The sequence below is a fragment of the Rhizobium sp. AG855 genome (assembly GCF_003610655.1).
Lineage (GTDB): Bacteria > Pseudomonadota > Alphaproteobacteria > Rhizobiales > Rhizobiaceae > Allorhizobium > Allorhizobium wuzhouense.
In genome coordinates this window covers 38,186-61,137 of the sequence record NZ_RAQG01000005.1, presented here as the reverse complement: position 1 = coordinate 61,137, position 22,952 = coordinate 38,186, and the positions used below count along the sequence as shown (strand labels likewise).

At 61.6% G+C, this 22,952-nt stretch carries 20 protein-coding genes; 14 read left to right on the top strand and 6 right to left on the bottom strand.

Annotation, left to right across the window (positions count from 1 at the left end):
• Window positions 1–178 precede the first annotated feature (178 nt).
• The 7 genes from DFO46_RS19535 to DFO46_RS19505 all read left to right on the top strand — a co-directional run bounded on the left by DFO46_RS19535 (window position 179) and on the right by DFO46_RS19505 (window position 8,263).
• The gene (locus tag DFO46_RS19535; RefSeq protein ID WP_110794047.1) at window positions 179–1,219 is read left to right on the top strand and encodes an AraC family transcriptional regulator; all 1,041 of its coding nucleotides are present in this window, start codon (window positions 179–181) and stop codon (window positions 1,217–1,219) included.
• A 108-nt stretch (window positions 1,220–1,327) separates the two neighbouring features.
• Window positions 1,328–2,926 (top strand): FGGY-family carbohydrate kinase, encoded by a 1,599-nt coding sequence (locus DFO46_RS19530; protein WP_120278683.1) that lies wholly within the window; start codon window positions 1,328–1,330, stop codon window positions 2,924–2,926.
• A complete protein-coding gene (locus DFO46_RS19525; protein WP_120278681.1) occupies window positions 2,919–3,572 on the top strand; it encodes a class II aldolase/adducin family protein in 654 nt (217 codons plus the stop codon). Before DFO46_RS19530 ends, DFO46_RS19525 begins: the two co-directional genes overlap by 8 nt.
• Before the next feature lies 1 nt (window position 3,573).
• The gene (locus tag DFO46_RS19520) at window positions 3,574–5,037 is read left to right on the top strand and encodes an aminotransferase class III-fold pyridoxal phosphate-dependent enzyme (protein WP_120278679.1); all 1,464 of its coding nucleotides are present in this window, start codon (window positions 3,574–3,576) and stop codon (window positions 5,035–5,037) included.
• Between the two features lie 7 nt (window positions 5,038–5,044).
• Entirely contained in the window at window positions 5,045–5,704 is a 660-nt protein-coding gene (locus DFO46_RS19515) for a hypothetical protein (RefSeq protein WP_120278677.1), read from the top strand.
• A 77-nt stretch (window positions 5,705–5,781) separates the two neighbouring features.
• Window positions 5,782–6,834, top strand: coding sequence for an NAD-dependent epimerase/dehydratase family protein (locus DFO46_RS19510; protein WP_120278675.1), 1,053 nt, complete (start codon window positions 5,782–5,784; stop codon window positions 6,832–6,834).
• Window positions 6,835–7,090: 256 nt separating this feature from the next.
• Complete coding sequence (locus DFO46_RS19505) at window positions 7,091–8,263, top strand: outer membrane protein transport protein (RefSeq protein WP_110794032.1); 1,173 nt, start codon at window positions 7,091–7,093, stop codon at window positions 8,261–8,263.
• A gap of 61 nt (window positions 8,264–8,324) precedes the next feature.
• Here the strand turns inward: DFO46_RS19505 and paoC are convergent, their stop codons facing one another.
• The 5 genes from paoC to DFO46_RS19480 all read right to left on the bottom strand — a co-directional run bounded on the left by paoC (window position 8,325) and on the right by DFO46_RS19480 (window position 13,932).
• Window positions 8,325–10,523, bottom strand: coding sequence for an aldehyde oxidoreductase molybdenum-binding subunit PaoC (paoC, locus tag DFO46_RS19500; protein WP_120278674.1), 2,199 nt, complete (start codon window positions 10,521–10,523; stop codon window positions 8,325–8,327).
• A 4-nt stretch (window positions 10,524–10,527) separates the two neighbouring features.
• On the bottom strand, window positions 10,528–11,478 hold the full coding sequence (locus tag DFO46_RS19495; protein WP_120278672.1) for a xanthine dehydrogenase family protein subunit M: 951 nt from the start codon (window positions 11,476–11,478) through the stop codon (window positions 10,528–10,530).
• The gene (paoA, locus tag DFO46_RS19490) at window positions 11,475–12,143 is read right to left on the bottom strand and encodes an aldehyde dehydrogenase iron-sulfur subunit PaoA (RefSeq protein ID WP_245422658.1); all 669 of its coding nucleotides are present in this window, start codon (window positions 12,141–12,143) and stop codon (window positions 11,475–11,477) included. The genes DFO46_RS19495 and paoA overlap by 4 nt, the downstream gene beginning before the upstream one ends.
• A gap of 115 nt (window positions 12,144–12,258) precedes the next feature.
• Window positions 12,259–12,549, bottom strand: a complete 291-nt coding sequence (locus DFO46_RS19485; RefSeq protein WP_133253058.1) for a hypothetical protein — start codon at window positions 12,547–12,549, stop codon at window positions 12,259–12,261.
• 198 nt (window positions 12,550–12,747) lie between these two features.
• Window positions 12,748–13,932 (bottom strand): GNAT family N-acetyltransferase, encoded by a 1,185-nt coding sequence (locus tag DFO46_RS19480; RefSeq protein ID WP_120278671.1) that lies wholly within the window; start codon window positions 13,930–13,932, stop codon window positions 12,748–12,750.
• Between the two features lie 203 nt (window positions 13,933–14,135).
• On the opposite strand from DFO46_RS19480, the gene DFO46_RS19475 reads away from it, so the two are divergent.
• Complete coding sequence (locus DFO46_RS19475) at window positions 14,136–14,981, top strand: hypothetical protein (protein WP_110794027.1); 846 nt, start codon at window positions 14,136–14,138, stop codon at window positions 14,979–14,981.
• Window positions 14,982–15,080: 99 nt separating this feature from the next.
• Window positions 15,081–15,590: an acyl-CoA thioesterase gene (locus DFO46_RS19470; RefSeq protein WP_110794026.1), complete on the top strand. Its 510-nt coding sequence runs from the start codon at window positions 15,081–15,083 to the stop codon at window positions 15,588–15,590.
• 47 nt (window positions 15,591–15,637) lie between these two features.
• Here DFO46_RS19470 and DFO46_RS19465 read toward each other — a convergent pair whose 3' ends face one another.
• The gene (locus tag DFO46_RS19465) at window positions 15,638–16,294 is read right to left on the bottom strand and encodes a GntR family transcriptional regulator (protein WP_120278669.1); all 657 of its coding nucleotides are present in this window, start codon (window positions 16,292–16,294) and stop codon (window positions 15,638–15,640) included.
• A 358-nt stretch (window positions 16,295–16,652) separates the two neighbouring features.
• Here DFO46_RS19465 and DFO46_RS19460 point away from each other — a divergent pair, with 358 nt between their 5' ends.
• The 5 genes from DFO46_RS19460 to DFO46_RS19440 are packed head-to-tail and all read left to right on the top strand — an operon-like array spanning window position 16,653 to window position 22,935.
• On the top strand, window positions 16,653–17,912 hold the full coding sequence (locus DFO46_RS19460) for an NRAMP family divalent metal transporter (protein ID WP_120278667.1): 1,260 nt from the start codon (window positions 16,653–16,655) through the stop codon (window positions 17,910–17,912).
• 33 nt (window positions 17,913–17,945) lie between these two features.
• Window positions 17,946–18,710, top strand: coding sequence for a 5-oxoprolinase subunit PxpA (locus DFO46_RS19455; RefSeq protein WP_120278666.1), 765 nt, complete (start codon window positions 17,946–17,948; stop codon window positions 18,708–18,710).
• 33 nt (window positions 18,711–18,743) lie between these two features.
• Entirely contained in the window at window positions 18,744–19,550 is an 807-nt protein-coding gene (locus DFO46_RS19450; RefSeq protein WP_120278665.1) for a putative hydro-lyase, read from the top strand.
• Between the two features lie 7 nt (window positions 19,551–19,557).
• Entirely contained in the window at window positions 19,558–21,156 is a 1,599-nt protein-coding gene (locus tag DFO46_RS19445; protein WP_120278664.1) for a 5-oxoprolinase/urea amidolyase family protein, read from the top strand.
• A gap of 51 nt (window positions 21,157–21,207) precedes the next feature.
• Window positions 21,208–22,935, top strand: a complete 1,728-nt coding sequence (locus DFO46_RS19440) for a biotin carboxylase N-terminal domain-containing protein (protein WP_120278663.1) — start codon at window positions 21,208–21,210, stop codon at window positions 22,933–22,935.
• Window positions 22,936–22,952: the final 17 nt, after the last annotated feature.

Sequence of the window (22,952 nt, the reverse complement as noted above, 5' to 3'; positions counted from 1 at the left end):
GACGAGAATATGACGCAGCCGTTTGGCGACAAGGGATTTCAGGGCCTCTTTGGGGTCTTTTCCGGCCAATCGAAACGATATGCGACCAAGTTGGCTTGACGAGTCGCAAACCGAAGATGTGTCATCGGTATCAACGGAAAGACGCCCAAGCGCGCCGATGGGGAGGCAGAAGCAGCGCATGAAGCAAACCGATTCCCGCTACATGACGGCAAATATTCCGGCCTTCATGCTGAGAAGCCTGGCCATGACGGTGGCCGCGTCCGGTTTGGATGCCAACAGGATCCTGGTCGGCCTGGGCCTCACGCTCGACGACCTCCAGGATCCCGGGTGCCGCGTCTCCTTTCGCCAGGGACGGGAAGCGATCCTGCGTGCGCTTCAGATGGCCGAAGGACGCGCGCTCGGTCTGGAAACGGGGTTCCGGCAGAAGATCAATTCGGTCGGGCTCGTGGGTTACGCCATGCTGACGGCGCCCACCGTCGGCGAGGCGGTCAAGCTGGGCCTGCAGTTCCAGAAGGACACAGGCAGCATGCTTGAGTTCGACACACGCGCGAGCACAGACGGTGTTGCGGTGACGGCCGCCAGCCGGTTTCACGAGCCGGGCATCTACACCTTTCTCGTCGAGGAAGCCTTCGCCAATTTCATGAGTATCGGCATTGCGCTGATCGGAGAAAACTTCAAACCGTTGCGGATCGAACTCGCCTATCCCGCACCCGTGCATGCTGCGGCCTATCATGAGATCTTCGGCTGCGACATCCGCTTTGGTTGCGTGGAAAACGTCTTCTTCTTCGATCCGGCTCTGTACAAGCTTCCCCTTGCGACTGCGGACCCTTTCAGCCACCGGCAGCTGTGCGAATTCATCGCCTATCACCGGACCCGCTCCCGGGAGGCAGCGGAAATCACGGAGTCGGTCGAACGCGTGCTGCGTCAGAAACTCCAGGAAAGGATCAGCATCTCCAAGATCGCCAAGGCACTGGGCATGAGCGAACGGACTCTCAGGCGGCGCCTGGCGGAAAGCTCGGTGTCGTTCCAGGGCCTGCTGGATGACCTGCGTAAGAATCGGGCGCTGGAGCTTCTGGCCAATCCGCACATGTCGGTCGAGCAGATCGCGTTCAATGTCGGCTTTACGGACCCTCACAATTTTCGCCGCGCATTTCGTCGCTGGACTGGCACGACACCGGGCGCTCTGCGCAACGACGTATCGTCGATTTGGCCGGAATAGACCCTCATTAGGACAGCTCGACCGCTTCATGCGGGTCGGGACGCGGGTCTATCCTCTCTTACAAGCACAACAGGCCGGACAATACCGGTCGATGTCGGCTGAGGGGCCATGGCAAACGCAGAGCAATATGTACTGTCCATCGATCTTGGGACCAGCGGCTGCAAGGTCGGGCTGGTTTCGCTGACTGGCGACGTCGTGGCCTGGGCCTTCAGGCCGGTGCAACTGCTCGTCGTCGACAGCATCGGTGCGGAACAGCGTCCGCAGGACTGGTGGACGGCCTTTGTCGAAGCGGCCCGTGAGGTTCTGAGCTTTGGCAACGTCTCCCGTTCGGACATCGTGGCAATCTGCTCCTCCACACAGGGCGAAGGCACGGTTCCGGTCGACCGTAATGGCCAGAGCCTGATGAATGCGATCCTGTGGCTCGATATGCGCGGCGCCCGCTATCTCAAGCGCGAGATGCGCGGCGCGCTGAAAGTGGCCGGCTACAATGCGATCAAGCTGCAGAAATGGCTCCGCCTCTGTGGCGGTGCCCCTGCCCTGTCCGGCAAGGACCCCGCCGGCCATATGCTGCTCGTGCGCGATGCCTTTCCCGAGATCTATCAGCGGACGTACAAATTCCTCAACGTACTCGACTACTTCAATCTGCGCCTGACCGGGCGCTTCTGTGCCACGCAGGATTCCATTCTCACCTCCTGGGTGACGGACAATCGCGATCCCAACAACATCCGATACGATGATGATCTGGTCGCGATGAGCGGTATCGACCGTGACAAGTTTCCCGATCTGGTGCGCTGCACGGATGTGATCGGGACGATCCTGCCAGACGTTGCCGAAGCTCTTGGTCTGTCGCCGAAGACACCGGTGGTGGCCGGCGCAATCGATAACACCGCAGCTGCAATCGGCGCCGGCACGATCGACGATTACGACTGCCATCTCTATGTCGGTTCGTCTTCTTGGATCGCAGCGCACGTGCCGTTCAAACGCACGAGCGTTCTCGATCAGATCGGCTCGATCCCCTGCGCCGTTCCTTCGCGATATCTGATGATCGCCCTGCAATCGAGCGGGGCCAACAATATCGCCTTCCTGAAGGACAGGATCGTCCTGCACGACGACGGGCTCGTCCAGGGAGAGCCTTCCGCCGACACCTACCGCGTCCTCGACGAGATCGCCGCGCGTCAGCCGATGGGTGCTGACGGGGCCATGTATCTGCCCTGGTTGTTCGGCGAGCGCTGCCCGGTGGACGATCAGTCGCTCCGGGCGGGCATCTTCAATTTGAGCATGGAGCACAACCGGGAAACCATCGTCCGCGCCGTGTTCGAGGGCGTGGCGCTGAACACGCGTTGGATGATGAAGCCGATCCAGCGCTTCATGCGCAGAAGGCCTGAGACGATCACGATGATCGGCGGGGGCGCCCTGTCGAATGCCTGGTGCCGGATTTATGCGGACGTGCTGAACGTCACGATCCACCAGCCGCACGAACCGATGAAGGCGAACGCGCGCGGAGCAGCCTTTATCGGGGCCCATGGCCTCGGCCTGATGCGGCTCGACGAAGCCGTGCGACACGTCAAGATCGAGCGGAGCTACGAGCCATCACCGCCTGCCACGCGCTTCTATGACGAACGCTTCGGCATCTTTACCGAACTGCACAGCAGACTGGCGCCGCTCTACCAGAAACTCAACGGCTCGAAGGGCAGCAAGAATGACTAGGTTCACCACGGCCCGCCAGGAGATCGTCGATATGTGCCGCCACCTCTCGGATCACGGCTATTTTGCCGGGACGGGTGGCAATATCGGCGTGCGACTGGATGACCGCCTGATGGCCGTCACCCCATCCGCGACGGACTACTATACGATGACCGCCGCCGACGTGCCGATCCTGGAGATCGCAACGCTTTCGGTTGTCGCCGGCGAAAAGACGCCGACGGTGGAAAAAGCACTGCATTCCACCATGCTTCAGGCACATCCCTCCCGCTATGCCAGTATCCATACCCATCAGCCGATCGCCAGCGCCGTTGCGCTGCTGCACGAGATGCTGCCCTGGGCGCCGGGTTGCGATCTCACGGCCCTCGGCCCGCATGTGGCGCTGGTGCCCTACCGTCCGTCGGGTACGAGCATGCTGGCCAAGGCGTTCGCCAGGACGATCCGGCCGGATGTCTACGCCTATCTGATGGCGAGCCACGGTGTGATCTGCGCCGCCAATGATCTCAAGTCCGCCGCCAGCATGCTGCGCCAGATCGAAGCCTCGGCAGCACTTTACCTGCGCAAACTCATTCAAAACCGCAGCACGCTCGACAAACAAGTCCGGACTTTTCTCCTGAATGTCCTGGACAAAACTGAGAGCCAAGGAGCCTGACATGAACATGGCAACCCGAACCGCCGACCCCGCATCCTACGCCATCAGTTCCTGGCCTGATAATCGCGACCTCATGGACCGGCTCAACGTGCTTCTGAAGCAGCCACCCAAGGGCATCTCGGCCGCCAACATGCCCAAGGTGCTGAATTACTTCGAGGAGAAATGCACGACCTCGAAGGCATGGGCCAAACGCGCGGCAGAGGTCATTCCCGGTGGCGTCCAGCACAACCTCGCCTTCAATTACCCATTCGCGATTGCCGCCACGAAAGTCGATGGACCTTATATGTGGGATGCCGACGGCAACCGCTATATCGACTTCCTGCAGGCAGGCGGTCCGACCGTGCTCGGCTCCAACTACCTGCCGGTGCGGCAGAAGGCGCACGAAATCATCGATGACTGCGGACCGGTTACCGGTTTGCTGCACGAATACGAATTCAAGCTCGCCGAAATCATCCGCCAGCACATGCCCGGCATCGAGATGTTCCGCATGCTGGGCTCCGGTACCGAAGCCTGCATGGGCGCGATCCGCCTGGCGCGCGTCTATACTGGAAAGAAATGGGTCATCAAGGTGGGTGGTGACTATCATGGCTGGAGCGACCAGATGGTCTACGGCATGCGCGTGCCCGGCACTGGTCGGCGCGAGGCGACCGGCATTCCAAAGGGCGTGACCGGCCACACCCAGGAGGTCTTCCCCAACGAACTCGGCACGCTTCGTCGCAAGCTCATGCTCAACCGCATCCGGGGCGGTACGGCCGCCGTGATCGTGGAGCCGCTCGGCCCGGAAAGCGGGACGCGTCCGGTGACGCCGGAATACAACAGGGAAGTTCGCAAGCTGTGCGACGAGTTCGGCGCTCTGCTGATCTTCGACGAAGTCGTCACCGGCTTCCGCGTCGGCATGGGCGGTGCCCAGGGCTATTTCAACGTCAATCCCGACATCACCGTCTTTGGAAAATGCCTGACCGGCGGCTATCTGATGGCAGGAGGCATTGGCGGACGCAAGGAGGTGATGATGTCGCTTGTGGGTGGCATTGGCACATCGAGCAAGCGCGCTTTTGTGGGCGGCACCCTGTCGGCCAACCCGCTCTCCTGCGTGGCCGGGTACTACGCCATCGAGGAGATGGCACGGACCAACGCTCCTGTCATCGCCGGGCGTGCAGGCGACCGGCTGACACGCGGCCTCAAGGAAATCATGACCCGCCGCGGCCTGCCCTACGTGGTCTACAACATGGGATCGATCGTGCATCTCCAGACATCGGCGGTGTTGCTGATGAGCATGCGCAACCCCATCAAGCTGATGCGGGAGGCCAATGCCCGCAAACATCTGATGGAGGAAATGGGCGCGGCCTACATGGCACATGGCCTGCTGACACTGGCGGGGAGCCGCATCTACACGAGCATGGCCGATACTGACGAGGTGATCGACGATGCGCTCAACCGCTTCGACGCGGTTTTCGGTCTGATCTGAGACGACGATGTCGATATTCCAACCCCCAACATCTGCTGTCGAGCACCAACTGGGGCTTGCAGCAGCCCGCTTGTCGGGCAAGGGCCTCTTGAAGCCCGGCGACCAGCTGTCCCAGCGCATCCCGGAGCTCAATGCCTTCGTGAAGGTCATGATCACCGCGCGCAACGACGTGCCCGCAGATTTCGAGTGGGTCAGGCTCTCCGATACCCCCGCAGACCTGCATCACCGGATCTACCGCGCACGACCGGATGTCGGCGCGATAGCCGCCGGTCGTCCGACCTGGACCTCGTGGCTTTCGCGCATCGACCTGTCGATGCCCGGGGTTTTTGACGAACAGATCCGCCATCTGGGGATCGAGGCCAGACGGATCGGCATGTCGTCGAGCGAGACGGCACCGATGCCTGCCCTGTCGAGTGGCGCCAACGCCTATTGCCTCGATGATCTCGTGCTCTGCTTCGGCATGGGACTTGAGCGGCTGCTGCTCAACATCGAGATCCTGGAAAAATGCGCCGAATGCTACGTGCTGGCGCAAAGCACCGGCGCGGAGGTGAAGCGCATCCCCTGGCTGATCCGTTTCATCGCCAACGGCCGTCTGCGAAAGGACCAGAAAGAGGCTGCAGCTCGGCACCTGCGGGGGGAGAGATCCATTCTAAAGGCCGGATACTGACGTCGGGCGGGTCGAACCGCCCGCCCTATCCCACCAAGGAAGCAACGTCACGCCACGCAAACGGAACAGGTGTTCACATGCAAGACAAGGTGCTCGTCACAGGCGGAAGCGGCTTCGTCGCCAGCCATCTGATCCTTCAGTTGCTCGAGGCTGGCACCATGGTCCATGCCACGATCAGAAGTCTTGAAAACAGGGCGAAGATCCAGCCGCTGACCGAGATGGCATCTCGGTTTCCCGGTCGCCTTCGCCTGTTCGAGGCCGACTTGCTGAAGGAAGGCTCTTTCGATGACGCGATGAGCGGCTGCGAAGTCGTCTTCCATGTTGCCTCTCCGTTCAAGCTGCCCGAGAAGATCAAGGACGGTCAGCGCGAAATGGTCGAGCCTGCGCTGCGCGGCACACATAACGTGCTGGCGAGCGTTCAACGGACCAAGAGCGTTCGGCGCGTCGTCATGACCTCGACGATCGGGGCTATTTTTGGCGATTATGCCGATGTACGACGGATGAAAAACAACACCGTCGCGGAGGACTACTTCAACACGTCCAGCAATGTGCGCAACAATCCCTATCACTACTCGAAGGTGCTCGCCGAAAAGGCGGCTTGGGCCAAGGCCAGCGAACAAGAGCGTTGGAGCCTCGTCACCATCAATCCCGGCATGATCCTCGGCCCGTCGCTGACGCCTGCGTCGGAATCGGGCTCTCTGTTTCTGCTCGACGAGATGTTCAAGGGCTATTTCTTCTATGGCATGCCGGATCTGAGCCTCGCCTGCGTCGACGTGCGGGACGTGGCAGCCGCCCATGTTCGTGCGGCCGAAAATCCGGCGGCCAAAGGCCGCTACATCGTCTCGGAGGACCACACCCGAACCTTTCTTGAGATCGCAGCAGTTGCAAGGCGTTTCCATTCAAGACCCTATCTCCTGCCGACGTGGCAGATCCCGAACGCCGTGGTCCGTCTCGTCGGCCCGCTCTTCGGGCTGACGCAGTCTTACATGACCAACCATCTCGGCATCCGTTTTGCGCTGGACAACCGCCGCAGCCGTGACGAACTCGGCATTGTCTACCGCCCCTTTGCCACAACCATTGCCGACCATTACCGCTCCTGGGCGCATCTCCAATCGATGCCCAAAGCCTGAGACCTCTCTCGCAACGCAGGATTGGTTTCTGTCCGCATGTCCGCCCACTGTCGGCTGAGCACGGTTGCGTTGCATGAATGGCCGCAAATGATCCCAATTTGTCCCGTTCCCACATTGATGGCTCGCCGGCTGCCCATATTCTGGACATGTTGAGCGCGGAGGGGCGTCGCAGGTCGGTTCGGGGAAAAGCCGGCATGCCATGAATGGCGTCGCGACTGCGTGGTCACCACCACTATAAAAGATGGGAACACGACAGATGAAATTGATGATGGTGGGGCGCCGGCGCGCCTTGTTGCTGACGCTTGGCGTCAGCAGCCTGATTGCCATGCCGGCTATGGCCGGTGGCTTCTCGCGCGGCGAAGCCAATACGGACATGCTCTTCAATGAAGCCCGCTTCGGAGCGGAAGCGTCATATGTCTATGTGTCACCCGACCGCAGCTATTCCAGCCTGATGGGCCAGCCCGTTGACGAGGACTCCTATTCCGACGAGTTCCGGATTCCCAACATCGCGCTCGGCATGCGGATCGGCGAGGATTTCTCCTGCGCGCTGACCTATACCAAGCCCTTCGGCGCTTCTGCGACCTACAGTGCCGCTGCACAGTTGGCCGAATACCAGACTGCGGTGGCCAATGGCATAGACGCCAATCCGACATCGAAAATGAAATTCTCGTCCGAAGAATTCGGCGCGACCTGTGATATGCGCTTCGACGCAGGGCCTGGTCGCCTCCATATGATCGGCGGCGCATTCGTCGAGACCTTCGAATATGCCGAAGACACATTTATCGGCAATGTCCGACTGAAAGATGACGGCAAACTGGGCTATCGCCTGGGCCTTGCTTACGACATCCCCGAATACGCCCTGCGTGTGCAGTTGATGTATCGTTCGCAGATCAAGCACGAAGGCGACGGAACCTTCACGGCGTCTGCGGACGGCCTCGGGCTCGGTATTCCGGGCACGCTGCCGGCCAACGGCGCTGGCACCCTGCCGCAATCCGTCAAGCTCTACGCCCAGACAGGCATTGCACCCGGTTGGCTCGCCTACGGGTCCATCGCCTGGACCGATTGGAGCGTCCTTCCCAACTTCAACTACACGGTGACCGGTCTCGGCACATCGAACAAGGTGTTTAACTATACCGATGGCTATACCGTTCAGCTGGGCGTCGGGCATGAGTTCAATGACAAGCTTTCAGGCACGGTCAATATAACCTGGGATGAAGGTGTCGGAACGGGCGCCGACATCACCACAGACAGCTGGACGCTCGGTCTGGGCGCACAATACAAGGCAACTGTCGGTACCATTGGAGTTGGCGCCGCTGTCACCTATCTGACGGCCGGCTCGCAAAGCGCATCGAAAGGCGCGACCTACGATGCCGAAGCCAGCGCCGACTGGGCTGTCGCGGCCGGTGTATCCTACAAGATCGAGTTCTGATCTAGAGATGGATCAAGAAGGCGGCCCACCGGAGCCGCCTTCTTCCATACCATCCGGCGTCTCAGGCAATCTCGGGCAGCGCGCCGATGAGCTTGTCGAGCGTGATCGGATAGTTCCGGACCCGAACGCCTGTCGCGTTGTGGATCGCATTGGCGATTGCCGCCGAAACACCACACAAACCAAGCTCCCCGACACCCTTGGCTTTCATCGGAGACGAGTAAGGGTCCGTCTCGTCCATGAAGATCACATCCTGACGCGGAATGTCCGCATGGACAGGAACTTCATAAAGGGCCAGATCGTGGTTGACGAAGACGCCATAGCGCGTGTCGACCGAGAGTTCCTCGCACAATGCCGCGCCCACACCCATGGTCATCGCGCCGATCACCTGGCTGCGCGCCGTGATAGGGTTCAGGATGCGCCCCGCCGCACAGACGGCAAGCATGCGACGGATTCGGGTCTCGCCTGTGACAACATCGACGCCCACCTCCACGAAGTGCGCACCGAAGGTCGATTGTTGATGGGTTTCGGTCAGATCCCCCCATTCCATCTTATCCTCTCCGACAAGGCCGTCGGCCCCTGCAGCTTCGGACAATGGGACGGCGCGATTGCCGGAACGCACTTCGCCGTTTTCGAAAATGGCATCGGTGGAATTGAAACCAAGCTTGCTGGCCACTGCTTCGCGCAGTTTCACAAAGGCCGCATAGACGCCTGAAGTCGCGGAATTTGCGCCGAACTGGCCACCAGAGCCTGCCGAAACCGGGAATCGGGAGTCGCCAAGCTTCACCTCGACCTTGTCGACATCGAGACCCATCATTTCGGCTGCCGTCTGCGCGATGATCGTATAACTGCCGGTCCCGATATCCGTCATGTCCGTCTCGACAGTCACGATCCCACGACTGTCCAATCGTATCCGCGCGCCAGACGACACAACGAGGTTGTTGCGAAATGCGGCAGCAACGCCCATCCCGATCATCCAGTTGCCTTCACGGCGCATGCCTGGAGCCTGGCGCTTGTCCCATCCGAACACACTTGCACCTTTCTCAAGACAGCCGACCAGGTCACGATAGGAGAATGGCCGCTCTGGATGCTCAGGGTCGACCTGGGTATCGTTGGCGATCCGGAACGCCACCGGGTCCATGCCCAGCTTCTCCGCCATCTCGTCGATCGCGATCTCAAGGGCCATCAAACCTGGGGCCTCGCCGGGTGCACGCATCGCATTGCCTTCCGGTAGGTCCATCGTCGCAAGCTTCATCGATGTCATTCGATTGGCCCCGGCGTAGAGAAGGCGCGTCTGCATGACCGCCACCTCCGGTCCACCGCCAGGCAGATCGCCGGACCAGCTTTCGTGACCGATTGCGGAAATCTTTCCGTCAGCTTCAGCTCCGATACGGATGCGCTGGATCGTCGCTGGGCGATGGGTTGTATTGTTCGGCATCATCGGACGTGGGAGCGCCACTTTGACGGGTCGTCCGATCTCCCTTGATGCGAGCGCGGCGAGAAGCGCGTCGGCCCGCAGAAAGAGCTTGCCGCCAAATCCTCCACCGATGAAGGGAGACATCAGGCGTACCTTCTCCTTGTCGATCCCCAGAGTGATCGCCAGATCGCTGCGCCACCAGTCGATCATCTGGCTGGAGGTCCAGACGGTCACGGCGTCATCATCCCAGACCGCGATGGAAGCATGCGGCTCGATCATCGAATGCGACTGGTCTGGCGTTGTGTATTCGGCGTCCAACGTGACGGGTGCCGTTTTGAAGGCAGCCTCGAAATTGCCGAAGGCACTGTCCGGTTCGGTCGAAGGCTCGGGCGTCCTCGCATTCGGCATTGCGGCCCGCAGATCAAAAGCCCCAGGCTCTGCCGCATACACGACCTCAACAAGGGCAGCCGCTGCCCGGGCCTGTTCGAATGTCTCGGCTACCACGATCGCGACCGCCTGGTGGTAGTGCTGGACCCGGCTCCCGCCAAAAAGGTTCGCGGTGTTCTTTTCGCCTTTGGGCAAGTCGCCGATGTCGAGCGTCGTGATGACGCCGAGGACACCTGTGGCGCTTCTTGCCGAGCGCGTGTCGATGGAAATGACGTGCCCTTTAGCAATGGCCGCACCGACCGGATAGCCATAAACATAGGCGAGGTCGGGATCATGCCATTCGTAGGCATAGGTTGCGCTGCCCGTCACTTTAAGCGGGCCGTCGATGCGGTGGATTGGCTTGCCGACAACCTTGAGACGGTCGATCGGATTGGTGGTTGCTGGCTTGTCGAATTGCATGATCTTATCCGTTTGCCTCTGCAAGCATCGCGCCGAGCGTACGCTGGACGAGATCGAGCTTGAACCGGTTCTGCTCCGTCGGACGGGCACCATCCAGAATGGCGCTGGTTGCTGCACGGGCGCCATGGGTCAGTTCCGGCTCCGCGCGCTCTACCCGCCATGGTCGAGGGGCGACACCGCCAATTGCAACACGTCCGGTGCCATCCGGCTGGATCACGGCACCGACGGAAATCAGGGCAAAGGCGTAGGACGCCCGGTCACGGACCTTGCGATAGATATGCTGACCCCCGATTGGCGGCGGCAGGGTCACGGAGACGATGAATTCGCCTCGCTCAAGTACGGTCTCAACATGGGGCGTCTCACCGGGGAGACAAAGGAAATCGGCGATCGGGACTGAGCGTTTCGAACCGTCTGCCCGAACCGTCTCGATGGTGGCATCAAGGGCGCGCATGGCAACAGCCATGTCACTTGGATGGGTTGCAAGGCACGCCTCACTGACACCGATCACAGCCAGCTGCCGCGTGATGCCGCCGATGGCGGAGCAGCCGCTACCCGGCTGGCGTTTGTTGCAGGGCAGGTTCGTGTCATAGAAATATGGGCAACGGGTTCGTTGCAGCAGGTTACCTGCCGTCGTCGCCTTGTTGCGCAACTGGCCGGAGGCACCTGCCAGGAGGGCCCGCGACAGAAGTCCGTAATCTCGTCGAACAATTTCGTGTGAGGCAAGATCGGTGTTGCGCACCAGCGCTCCGATGCGAAGCCCCCCTTCCGCCGTCTTTTCGATCTCGTCCAATCCGAGGCCGTTGACGTCGATCAGATGTGAAGGTCGTTCGATCTGCAGCTTCATCAGGTCGAGCAGGTTCGTGCCCCCGGCGATGAATTTGCTACCCGGATTGGCAATTGCCGCCTGCGCTGCCGCCTCGACAGAAGCGGCGCGTTCAAAGGTGAATTCTCTCATGCCGGTGCTCCCGCAACCTCAAGAACGGCATCGAGGATGTTTGAATAAGCACCGCATCGACAGAGATTTCCGCTCATTCTTTCCCGAATTTCGTCCGGCGTGACGGCCGCTTGACCTGCGAGGTCTGCCGTCACGTGGCTCGGGATATTGGCCTTGATCTCTGCGAGCACCGCAATGGATGAGCAGATTTGACCCGGGGTGCAATAACCGCATTGAAAGCCGTCATGTTTGACAAATGCGGCTTGCATTTGATGCAGGTTGTCCGGTTGGCCGAGGCCCTCGATTGTGGTGATGTCGTCGCCGTCGTGCATCACGGCTAGCGTCAGACACGCGTTGATCCGGCGCCCCTGCACGATGACCGTACAGGCACCGCACTGGCCATGATCGCAGCCTTTCTTGGTTCCGGTCAGGTGCAGGTGCTCGCGAAGTGCATCCAGCAAGGTCGTGCGATTGTCGAGGTCGAGAGACCGGGTCTCGCCATTGACGGTGAAAGTTACGGCGGTCGAAATGCTCACTGGGTTCCCCATGGTTTCTGGCGGGCTGCGCTGCCACGGCTCGAAGGCCTGCAAACGGGGCAGCAGATGAGACAAATCGGGGCAAGGGCGGAAAGTTCCATCCGCCAGTGTGACAGATGAACTTCGGTAGCGGCTTTCGGGCACAGTCATCCCTGCACCGCTTCCAAGCGCAGCGTCAAAGGATCGATATCACAAACTGGGCTGTTTCAATTCGAAGAGGGGTTCCGGCACACGCAGTCACGCATGGCCGTCAGACATCGCATGTTCAGGTCTCGGAGGGACCTTGCGCGCTGGTTTGGACGATCGAAAGTAAACGCTTGAGAGGCGTCTCGACGGCTTCGGCGACGGTCACAGGAAGCAGCAGGTTGCCGTCTTCGTCACAAATCTCGACGGCAGCTATGCTGCAGGGCTCACCCGTGGAGAAGGATTCGGCAACGACGCTGCGAATACCGCGAATAGCGACGGCTCGCGCCGTATCAATGTCGGAACTCTCGGTGCCTTCGACGTCGAGGAGACGTTCGCCGTCTTCGATCACATGCATGTAATAAAGTGGCAAGGCAGAACTCCGGCAGCAAACAGCAGTTGCACCTGCACGTCATATTTGGTGTGCAGATCACCTCCAGAGCTACTTTGCCAAGGTCGCTGCTGTCTATAACAATCTTCGATGCAAGCGAAAACATCGGCCAAAATTGGTGACTTTTTTTGTCTCGCCGCAAGGGGTCCGTTTACTGGTAAAAATCGAGGCGAGCAGGCCCTATCGCCGCATATTTCTGAGCTGGCGCAAGGCACTCCGCGCATATGCAGACAATGCAGGGTTATTCTTCACCTGCTGCTTCAACCCGCCCACCAGTCCTTCGGAGAAGTTGATCGCACTTCCCTTCCCCGTCAGTGGCACAGAGAGACTGTAGAGATCGCGCGCCTGACCGCCAAATCCACTCTTGTAGGCCATGTCCCCAACCGAGAAATCCATCACGGTCAGCCCCTTTTCCCGAGCCCAGCGCATATAGCGGGCCAGAATAGCCATGCCGGGTGAACAGGGCTGCCACTCGCCCCCGGCCATCGTCACGATCGTCAGGTGAATGGTGTTCCCGTGGATGAGCGTATAGGTCGTGGCGATCCAGATATCGTCGACGGCAAGGCCAAAGACCTGAGCCGGCCCGCGTCCGTCGAGGCTTGCAAGGGCGGCCGTTCGGTAACATTCCTCGACGCCCCGCTCCGTCAGGTGATCGAAGCGTCCGAGTTCACGAAAACGCGCAAAGCGCTGCTCGACCATGACGCGCAGCAAGGTGTTTACGTCGTCCTGTGTCGTCGCCGCCAGAAATCTTACCACACCGCGCTCGGCCATTCGCCGTGCCGACGTCTTGAGGATCCGCCGCGTCTGATTGTTCACCAGACGGTCGACAACTGTCTCCGGGTCCCCTTCCATGGCGACATCGAAACTCTTTTTCGGCGAGAGCGTCAGCCCCGGCAGGCTCGCGAGCGGATTGGGCCGCCCCTGGACAGTCTGGGTAATCTGACCGATCTGCACCAGATCTGCCGTCGGCAATGCAGTGGCAATCGCCTGCCAAAGGAGTGCCCCTGCCTCCCCCGGCATTTCATAGCCGGGAGACAGAATTGCCGCGCTGATGTCGCTGACTTCGGAACCGAGAAATTCGATGCGATTGTGGATCCGCCCCTTCTTGAGAACGAGGGGCAGCAGCATGAGTCCGTCACCGGAGACCTTGTCGTTGACCTCGATGACGAAGGCATGGTCACCGCGAGGACGCACAAGATGGGCATCGATTGCCTTCAGCCAGTCGAAGCGCTGGAATGCCGACAGCGTGCCGGTGGTTTCGAGCTGGCGCCAATGGTGTTCCAGTGCCGTCAAGTCATCATGGCGACGGGCTGCAAAACGCGTCGAGACATCGGCAGAAGCCGTTGTTGCAAGGGAGGTCATCATGGGCCTTCCGTTCTGGTGCGCCAAGTCTGATCGGCGGCACTATCTCAAGGGCCTGTTAAAGATCGGTATAGGCAACCCACAAGTTGCCTCACTGCAACAGGGACCTCAGAACTTGTATTCGTGGCGGTATCCTGTCGACCGTCACAGCGGAAACCGTCTCATCATGCTACAAAGAGGCGGAGCGAGCGGGACAGAGAACGGCCATGGATGCATTGCGGGCGAGACTGACGGACCAAGCCTATGAGGAGGCAATCCGCCATTGCACCACCAGCATTCTGCCGATGCATCTCGGCGAGCGGCTGGTGAACAAGATCTTCGGACGCAATCTCCAATCTCATGCGGCCGGTCTCTTGGCTGTCATGCATTGCGAGGCAGAGCTGGGCCTTGCCGCCCGGCCGACGCTGACGCAGATCCAAGAGGAAATGGGCGCGTCCCGCACACTATCGGCGTTTTTCGCCCTGCTGAAAGTCGCAGGTTTCGTCGAGACGATCCCGAACGCAGACGACAGGCGCGCCAAGCTTCTGGCGGCAAAGACACCGCTGATTGACGGTCTGACGACGTGGCTCTCTCATCACATGACCTGCGCCGAGGTTGCGGGTCTTCTGCCAGATGGCAATGCCCGACGCCTGCGCGCGGACGAGGATTTCGCCGTCGCCTTCATTGCCTCGGCACGTCCGATCCTGGAGCGCACGCGGTCTGCGCTGAAGCAGCCCGGCGCATGGGCATGGTTCGATGAATTTGACTGCGGCGACCGCATGGCGCTTGCCCTGCTGCGCGCGCACTACAGCAGCAATGACCTCGACGGCGATCGCTGGTTCGCGCTTGAATCCCGATATCTGGCGAGCCAACTCGGCATTTCCCATTCCCACCTGCGCAACGTCATCAATGCGGCCGAAGCGGAAGGGCTTGTCCTGCAGAACCGCCATTCGCACCGCGTGGCCCTTACCCCTCGCATGCTTTCCGATGTGCGCAGCTTTCACCTCGCCTTCTGGGGATGGATCGCCGAAGCCGCAGATCAGGCGCTGAGACACCGCAGTCATCGCGCATGACACACCGCGGGAGAGAGCCGACCAGCCATTGGGCTAGGAAAAGTCCCTCGCCGCCGCTAGCCTGTCCCGGAACACACCAAAGCGCTTGAAAGGCCACCGATGGAACAGACGCATGACACGAGCCAGCTGGAAATGGTGGTGTTGATGACACCCGACATGGCAAACTTTTCCGGCAAGGTGCATGGCGGTGCCTTGTTGAACCTGCTCGACCGCGTCGCCTATTCCTGCGCTTCGCGTTACTCTCAACAATATGCCGTGACCCTTTCGGTCGACCAGGTGGTCTTCCGCCAGCCCATCCATGTCGGCGAACTCGTGACGTTCCGAGCCTCGATCAATCACGCAGGCCGCACCTCGATGGAAATCGGCATTCGGGTCGAAGCAGAGAACATTCGCACCGGCGAGCGCCGGCACACGAATTCCTGTTATTTTACCATGGTCGCCGTGGATGCCGAGGGACGCCCCACTGCGGTGCCACCCTATGAAGCCAAGACGGAAGTGCGTAAACGCCGCCAGCGCGCCGCCGACATCCGCCGCGCGCTTCGCCTGGAATTCGAGGCACGTTTCAAGGAAGCCGCAACCATGGCGGAATCCGGATCTCCAGCGACATAGCGGACGTAAACGCGATGCTCGAGACGCAGTTGCGCCCTTAAGTACCTTCAGGTCGCCATGCGGGAAAAAGCCGCGAGGACGGTCCGCTCAGACTGGGCAAGATAGGCTTCAAGCGCCGCCGCCGCCTCTTTCGGATGCCCGGTTTCCAATAGATCGAGGATCGACGCGTTGAGTTCGACATAGGGTGCGTGCAGCAATTCCGGATCATCGAGCAGTCCGAAGCTCAAGCGCAGTTCTGCGGCGATCTGGGCATAAAAGGCACTCAGTCGGCTGCTGTCTGCAAGCTCGACGATAGCCGAATGGAACTTCATGTTCTCGCTGCCGACAGTCCCCCAGTCTCCTGCCTGTCGTGCGATGCGGGCCCGGTCCACGGCGGCCCGCATGCGCATGGCAGCCGGATGATTGGGATAGGCATCCGCCAGCGCCCGGCACTCGATGATGCGGCGCACGCGGTAGATGTCGATGATCGAGGCCATGCTCGGCGTGGCGACAAAAACCCCGCGATTGGGCTCGTGACGCAGCAGGCCTTCCTTGGTGAGCAAACGGAAGGCCTCGCGCAGTGAATTGCGCGACACGTCGAGGTCGGCGCTCAGCGCCGCCTCCGACAGCCGCTGACCCGGCTTCAACTCGCCGCGGATCAGCTTGTCGCGAATCTCCTCCGCAAGTCTCGGCGCAAGTGCCGCCGTCGTGTCCGCTTCTGCCATTCCTGTTCCCATTCCGGCCGTTGCCCAGGCCCCTGTCGATCGCCGCCCGCCAGGCGTTCCGACAAGCTGTGTTCTGCGCCGCCCTGCCAACGCATCAAATGTCAAAAGGCGCGTCTGCCTTATTGTCCAAAGCCCGACTGGCGGCAACTGCAGGGCGTGACAGGATCAAAAAATGTCCGAAACAAGGTCGAAGGCGTCCAGAATTCCGACATTTTGCTCAACATTTCATCACTATAGTAGAACGATAAAGAATTATCGTTGAACAATCTTGACAGAATTGTGAAACGCGGCGACGCTGAGGCCAGTCGATCATCAAGTCTGCCGGAGCAACCGGTGCAAGATCCACGGAGAGGGTAACATGGAACAGAATTCGACAGCGCCGGTGAGCGCCGGACCGGGCGGCATGTCCGTCAAATCGCGACGAGCGGCTCTCGTCGCCGCCATCTTCCTGATGGCGACGTCCGCCATTGGACCAGGCTTCATCACGCAGACCGCAACCTTCACGACGAAACTCGGCTCAGCCTTCGCCTTTGCCATCCTCGCCTCGATCCTGATCGACTTCGTCGTCCAGCTGAACATCTGGAGGATCGTGACGCTGACGAAGATGCGGGCATCCGACATAGCCAATGCCGCGATCCCCGGCACAGGTTATGTCCTCGCCGTGCTCGTGATCATCGGCGGGCTGTTCTTCAACATCGGCAATATCGGTGGCTCAGGTCTCGGCCTCAATGCCATGCTGGGCATGGACCCCAAATGGGGCGGCGCGATCAGCGCCCTGATCGCAATCGGCATCTTCACCTCCAAACGCGCTGGCTTGGCCGTAGACCGCCTGATCGTCGTTGCCGGTATCGCGATGATCCTGCTGACGTTTTATGTGGCGATCGTCTCGCAGCCGCCGGTCGGTGACGCCCTGTTCCAGACCTTCCTGCCTTCCACCATCGATTTCGCCACGATCACCACCATCGTCGGCGGCACGGTCGGAGGCTACATCACCTATTCCGGCGCCCATCGCCTGCTCGACAAGGGCACCGTCGGCATCGAAAACCTCGGTGCCGTCAACCGCGCGGCGCTGACCGGCATCGCGGTGACCGGCCTGATGCGCTACGTGCTCTTCCTCGCCATCCTCGGCGTGGTCGCCTCCGGTGTTGTCATCGATATCTCGGGCAAGGGTGCAAACCCGGCCGCCCAGGCCTTCCAGGCAGCCGCAGGCGACGTTGGCTATCGCATCTTCGGCGCCGTGCTCTGGTTCGCCGCCATCACCTCGGTGATCGGGGCCGCCTATACCTCTGTGTCCTTCATCACCGTGTTCAAGCAGGACATCAGCGAACGCGCCCGCAACATCGCGACCGTGATTTTCATCGCCGTCTCGCTGTTCTTCTACGTCGTCATCACCACCCCGCCGGCTCAGATGCTGGTCTTCGTTGGTGGCCTCAACGGTCTCATCCTTCCGATCGGCCTCTCGATCTTCATCTATGCCGCCTGGGCGCGCTCTGACCTGATGGGTGGCTATCGGTACCCGCGCTGGCTGCTGGTGCTCGGGGTGCTTACTTGTGCGCTGACCTGGTACATGGGCTACAAGTCGATCGGTCCGATCTTTGCCCTTCTGACCGGCGCCTGATCGGCAAGGCTAACCCAAACGAGGGAGGAAGACATGACTGCCATCGATCTCAACAGCGACCTTGGCGAGAGCTACGGCGCGTGGGCCATGGGCGACGACGAAGCCATGCTTTCGATCGTCTCCAGCGCCAATGTCGCCTGCGGTTTTCATGCCGGCGATCCGCTCGGCATCCTGAAGACCGTGCAAGCGGCGGCCAAACAGGGTGTCTCGATTGGTGCGCATGTCTCCTATCCCGATCGCGTCGGCTTCGGCCGGCGCGACATGGATGTGACCTCGGCGGAACTCACCGCCGACGTCATCTACCAGATCGGCGCGATCAAGGGCGTGGCGGCTGCCGCCGGCGTCACCGTCGGCTATGTCAAGCCGCATGGCGCGCTCTACAACCGCATCGCCCATGATCCGAAGCAGGGCCAGGCCGTCATCGACGGCATAAAGGCCATCGATCCAAACCTGGTGCTGATGGGCCTTGCCGGCGCCCCGATCCTCGCGCTTGCACAAAAATCCGGTCTAAAAACCGTCGCGGAAGCCTTTGCCGACCGGGCCTATACGCCTGAAGGAGAACTGGTCTCGCGCCGCGAGGCCGGGTCCGTTCTGCATGATCCTGACCTCATTGCCCGACGCATGCTGCAGCTCGCCCGCGAAGGCACGCTGGAGGCAATCGATGGGTCGACCATCAAGGTCGATGCGCAATCGATCTGCGTGCATGGCGATAGCCCAGGCGCCGTTGCCATTGCCCGCGAAATCCGCCGCGCTTTCGAGACCGATGGAATCGCGGTCCGCTCCTTCCTGAAAGCCTGACACCATCGCCCGAACATCGTCTGGAGCATAGTCATGATCGCACTCGACCACCTCCGTCATGTCGACGCCACACCGGCCCGCCTTGCCCGCGAAAGCTATCGTGCCGGCGAGGTTGCCCCAACGTCGGGCGTGGCGCCGGGTTTCACCCAGGCCAATATGATCGTGCTTCCCCGTGACTGGGCCTTCGATTTTCTGCTTTATGCGCAGCGCAATCCGAAGGCCTGCCCCGTGCTCGACGTCTCCGATCCCGGTTCGCATGCCACACTTCTGGCGCCGGGCGCCGATCTGCGAAAAGATCTTCCGCTGTACCGGATCTGGCGCGATGGCCAGCTTGCCGAGGAAACACCGGATGCGACCAAAGCGTGGGCCGAACACCCGGATCTCGTCAGTTTCCTGATCGGTTGCAGCTTCACCTTCGAGACGCCGATGGTGGAAGCCGGCATCGAAATCCGCCATATCACCGACAAGTCCAATGTGCCCATGTACCTGACCAACCGCCCCTGCCGACCGGCGGGCCGGCTGCACGGCAACATGGTCGTCTCGATGCGGCCGATCCCGGCATCCCGCGTGGCGGATGCCGCAACCATTTCCGGCCGGTTTCCGGCTGTCCATGGCGCACCCGTGCATGTCGGCGCACCGGAAGAGCTCGGCATCGCAGATCTTGCAAAACCTGAGTTTGGCGATCCCGTCCGGATCGAGCCCGGCGAAGTGCCGGTCTTCTGGGCCTGCGGCGTGACACCCCAGGCCGCCGTCATGGCATCGGGCGTGCCCTTTGCCATCACCCATGCACCGGGCCACATGTTCATCACTGATATTCCCGATTCCGCCTATCACGCCTGAGGTGCCCATGCGTTTCCTGCCCGTCAGCCTGACCGTCCTGCTTGTCGAACTCACCGATCTCGACGAGACGCTGGCGCTGTTTGCATCGCTGGAGGCCGATCCGGTCGATGGCATCGAGGACATGGTGCCGGCGGCGCGCACGCTGATGATACGCTTCCGACCGGATCGGCTGTCAGCCGAACGTCTTGCCGCGGATATCGCTGGGCGCGACCTCTCGGCTCGCATCGCGCCCTCGGACATGCTGGTCGAGATCCCGGTGCAGTATGACGGCGAGGACCTGGCTGACGTCGCCGAACTGACGGGCCTTTCGGTCGAGGAGGTCATCCGCCGCCACACCGAAAGCACCTTCACCGTTGCTTTTTGTGGCTTTGCCCCCGGCTTCGGCTATCTCGTCGGCGGTGATCCTCTCCTCCAGGTGCCGCGCCGGCAAAGCCCGCGCACGAAAATCCCGGCAGGCTCGGTGGCGCTGGCCGGCGCCTTTTCCGGCGTCTATCCGCAGAACAGTCCCGGCGGCTGGCAGATTATCGGCACCACGCCAGTGAAGATGTGGGACCTCACCCGCGATCCGCCAGCGCTGTTTCAGCCCGGCTACCGCGTTCGCTTCGTTGATCTGGCGCGTCGCGCCGTGGTGGCGACCCCGGAGACGTCAGCGCCGGAGACGGTTCTCGCCGGTGATCCGGCCTCCGGCGCCGTCTCGGTCACCGTACTGGCTGCCCCGATGCCTGCTCTCTTCCAGGATCTCGGTCGCTTCGGCCAGACCGGCCAGGGCGTGTCGGCATCCGGCGCGCTCGACCAGGGCGCCTTCAAGGCGGCCAACCGTGCCGTCGGCAATCCCGTCTCCACGCCGGCTCTCGAAATCACGCTCGGCGGCTTCTCCTTCGAAGTCTCCGGCCGGGCCGTCATGGCGCTGACCGGTGCCCCCTGCCCGATCACCATCCGCGACGCCAAAGGCCGCGGGATCAAAGCCGAAACCTATCGCCCGATCTCGCTTGAAGCGGGCGATGTGGTGACCCTCGGCTTTGCGGCCAAGGGTGCCCGCAGCTATCTCGCCTTCCGAGGTGGGCTCGAGGTCACGCCGGTTCTCGGCAGCGCCTCCACCGATACGCTGGCCGTCGTTGGACCTGACCCGGTCGTTGCGGGCACGGAGCTGCGCATCGGAGAGCGCCAGGGTCTGGCCCCAGTGTCGCTCGATGAGGCCCCCGCCTTCGACTGTCCCGCAGCAGGTGAGACCGTCACGCTCGACGTGATCATGGGGCCGCGCAGCGACTGGTTCACGGAGCATGGCATCGCGACGCTGAGTGCGCAGCTCTACACCGTGACCCCCCAGTCCAACCGCGTCGGCGTCCGCATCGAGGGCCCCGAACCACTGGAGCGCAAGGACAAGGCCGAGTTGCCGAGCGAAGGCACGGCGACCGGTGCGATCCAGGTGCCGCATAGCGGCCAGCCGGTGCTGTTCCTCGCCGACCATCCCTTGACTGGCGGTTACCCTGTGATCGGCACGGTTGCCGAATACCATCTCGATCTTGCCGGGCAGATCCCGGTCAATGCCAAAATCCAGTTCCGGCCCGTGACTATCTTCGCCGAGATCAAGCCCGCCAGGGGCTGATCCGCGAGAATCGGATGTGACGTGCGCCAAGAAAACAGTGAGGAGACCCCGATGAAGAAAGTGCTGATCGCCAACCGCGGCGAAATCGCCGTGCGCATCATTCGCGCCTGCCGCGACCATGGCCTCAAATCGGTGGCCGTCTATGCCGATCCGGACATGGATGCGCTCTTCGTCCAGCTTGCCGACGAAGCCTATGGGCTGGATGGTAGCCGCCCAGCCGAGACCTATCTCGACATCGACAAATTGATCGCGATCGCGGAGCGATCCGGGGCGGATGCCGTCCACCCCGGCTATGGCTTTCTCTCCGAGCGTGCCGAGTTTGCCCGCGCCGTGCAAGAAGCGGGCCTCGCCTGGATCGGCCCGGACCCGCATGTGATAGAAGCGCTCGGCGACAAGGTCGAGGCGCGACGGATTGCAACCAGCGTCGGCGCGCCGCTCGTGGCCGGCAGCGACGGGCCGGTCGAGACGGCAGCCGAAGTCATCGCCTTTGCTGAGGCCCATGGTCTCCCGGTGGCCATCAAGGCAGCCCATGGCGGCGGCGGACGGGGTCTGAAGGTTGCCTGGAAGATGGAAGAGATCGCCGAGCTGTACGAATCCGCCGTGCGCGAGGCGAAAGTCGCGTTCGGCCGTGGTGAATGTTTCCTCGAACGGTTCCTCGACCGCCCGCGCCATATCGAGGCACAGGTGCTGGCCGACAAACACGGCAATGTGCTGGTGCTCGGCACCCGCGACTGCTCGCTGCAGCGGCGCAACCAGAAGCTCGTTGAGGAGGCACCGGCCCCGTTCCTGACCGACACCCAGCGCCATCAGATCCATGATGCAGCCAAGCGCATCTGTGCGGCGGCCGGCTATTCAGGTGCCGGCACGGTGGAATTCCTGCTCGGTGTCGACGGCACGATCTCCTTCCTCGAGGTCAATACCCGCCTGCAGGTGGAGCATCCGGTGACCGAAGAGACAACCGGCATCGACCTCGTGATCGAGCAGTTCCGCATTGCCGAAGGCAAGGCGCTGGAGGTAACGGAAACGCCTGCCCCACGCGGCCATTCGATCGAATTCCGCATCAATGCCGAGGATCCCGGTCGCGGCTTCCTGCCGACCCCGGGTGAGATCACCCTGTTCGATGCGCCTTCCGGTCCCGGCATCCGGCTCGACACCGGCGTCGTTTCGGGCTCGACCGTGCCCGGCACCTTCGATTCTCTGATGGCCAAGCTGATTGTCACAGGTGCGACCCGTGAACAGGCGATTGTCCGCGCCCGCCGGGCGTTGAAGGAATTCCGGATCGAGGGTGTGGCCACGGTTCTGCCGTTCGATCGCGCCGTTCTGGAACACGCGGACTTTACCGGTGAAGACGGGTTCAAGGTGCATACCCGCTGGATCGAGACCGATTTTGCCGGCGCTCTGGACGCGCTGGCACGGCCCGAACCGACGGCGGAGGATGGCCTTATCCGCACCCATGTCGAGATCGACGGCAAACGGCATGCACTCGGCATACCTGCAGCACTTCTCGCCGGCCTTGGCGGACTGGGTGCCGGCAATGCAGCAACCACCCCTGTGAAGGCAGAGGACAAGGACAGCATCACGGCCCCGATTGCCGGCACCCTGCAGGCCTTCAAGGTAGAAGACGGAGCGATGGTCGAGGTCGGTGATCTGATCGCCGTCATGGAAGCGATGAAGATGGAAACCCAGGTCACGGCGACCAGGGCGGGGCATGTGCGCTTCACGGCTGCGGCTGGCGCCTATGCATCAGCTGGAACGGAGATTGCCCGCTACGAAGCATAGGGGATGCGATGCCGTCG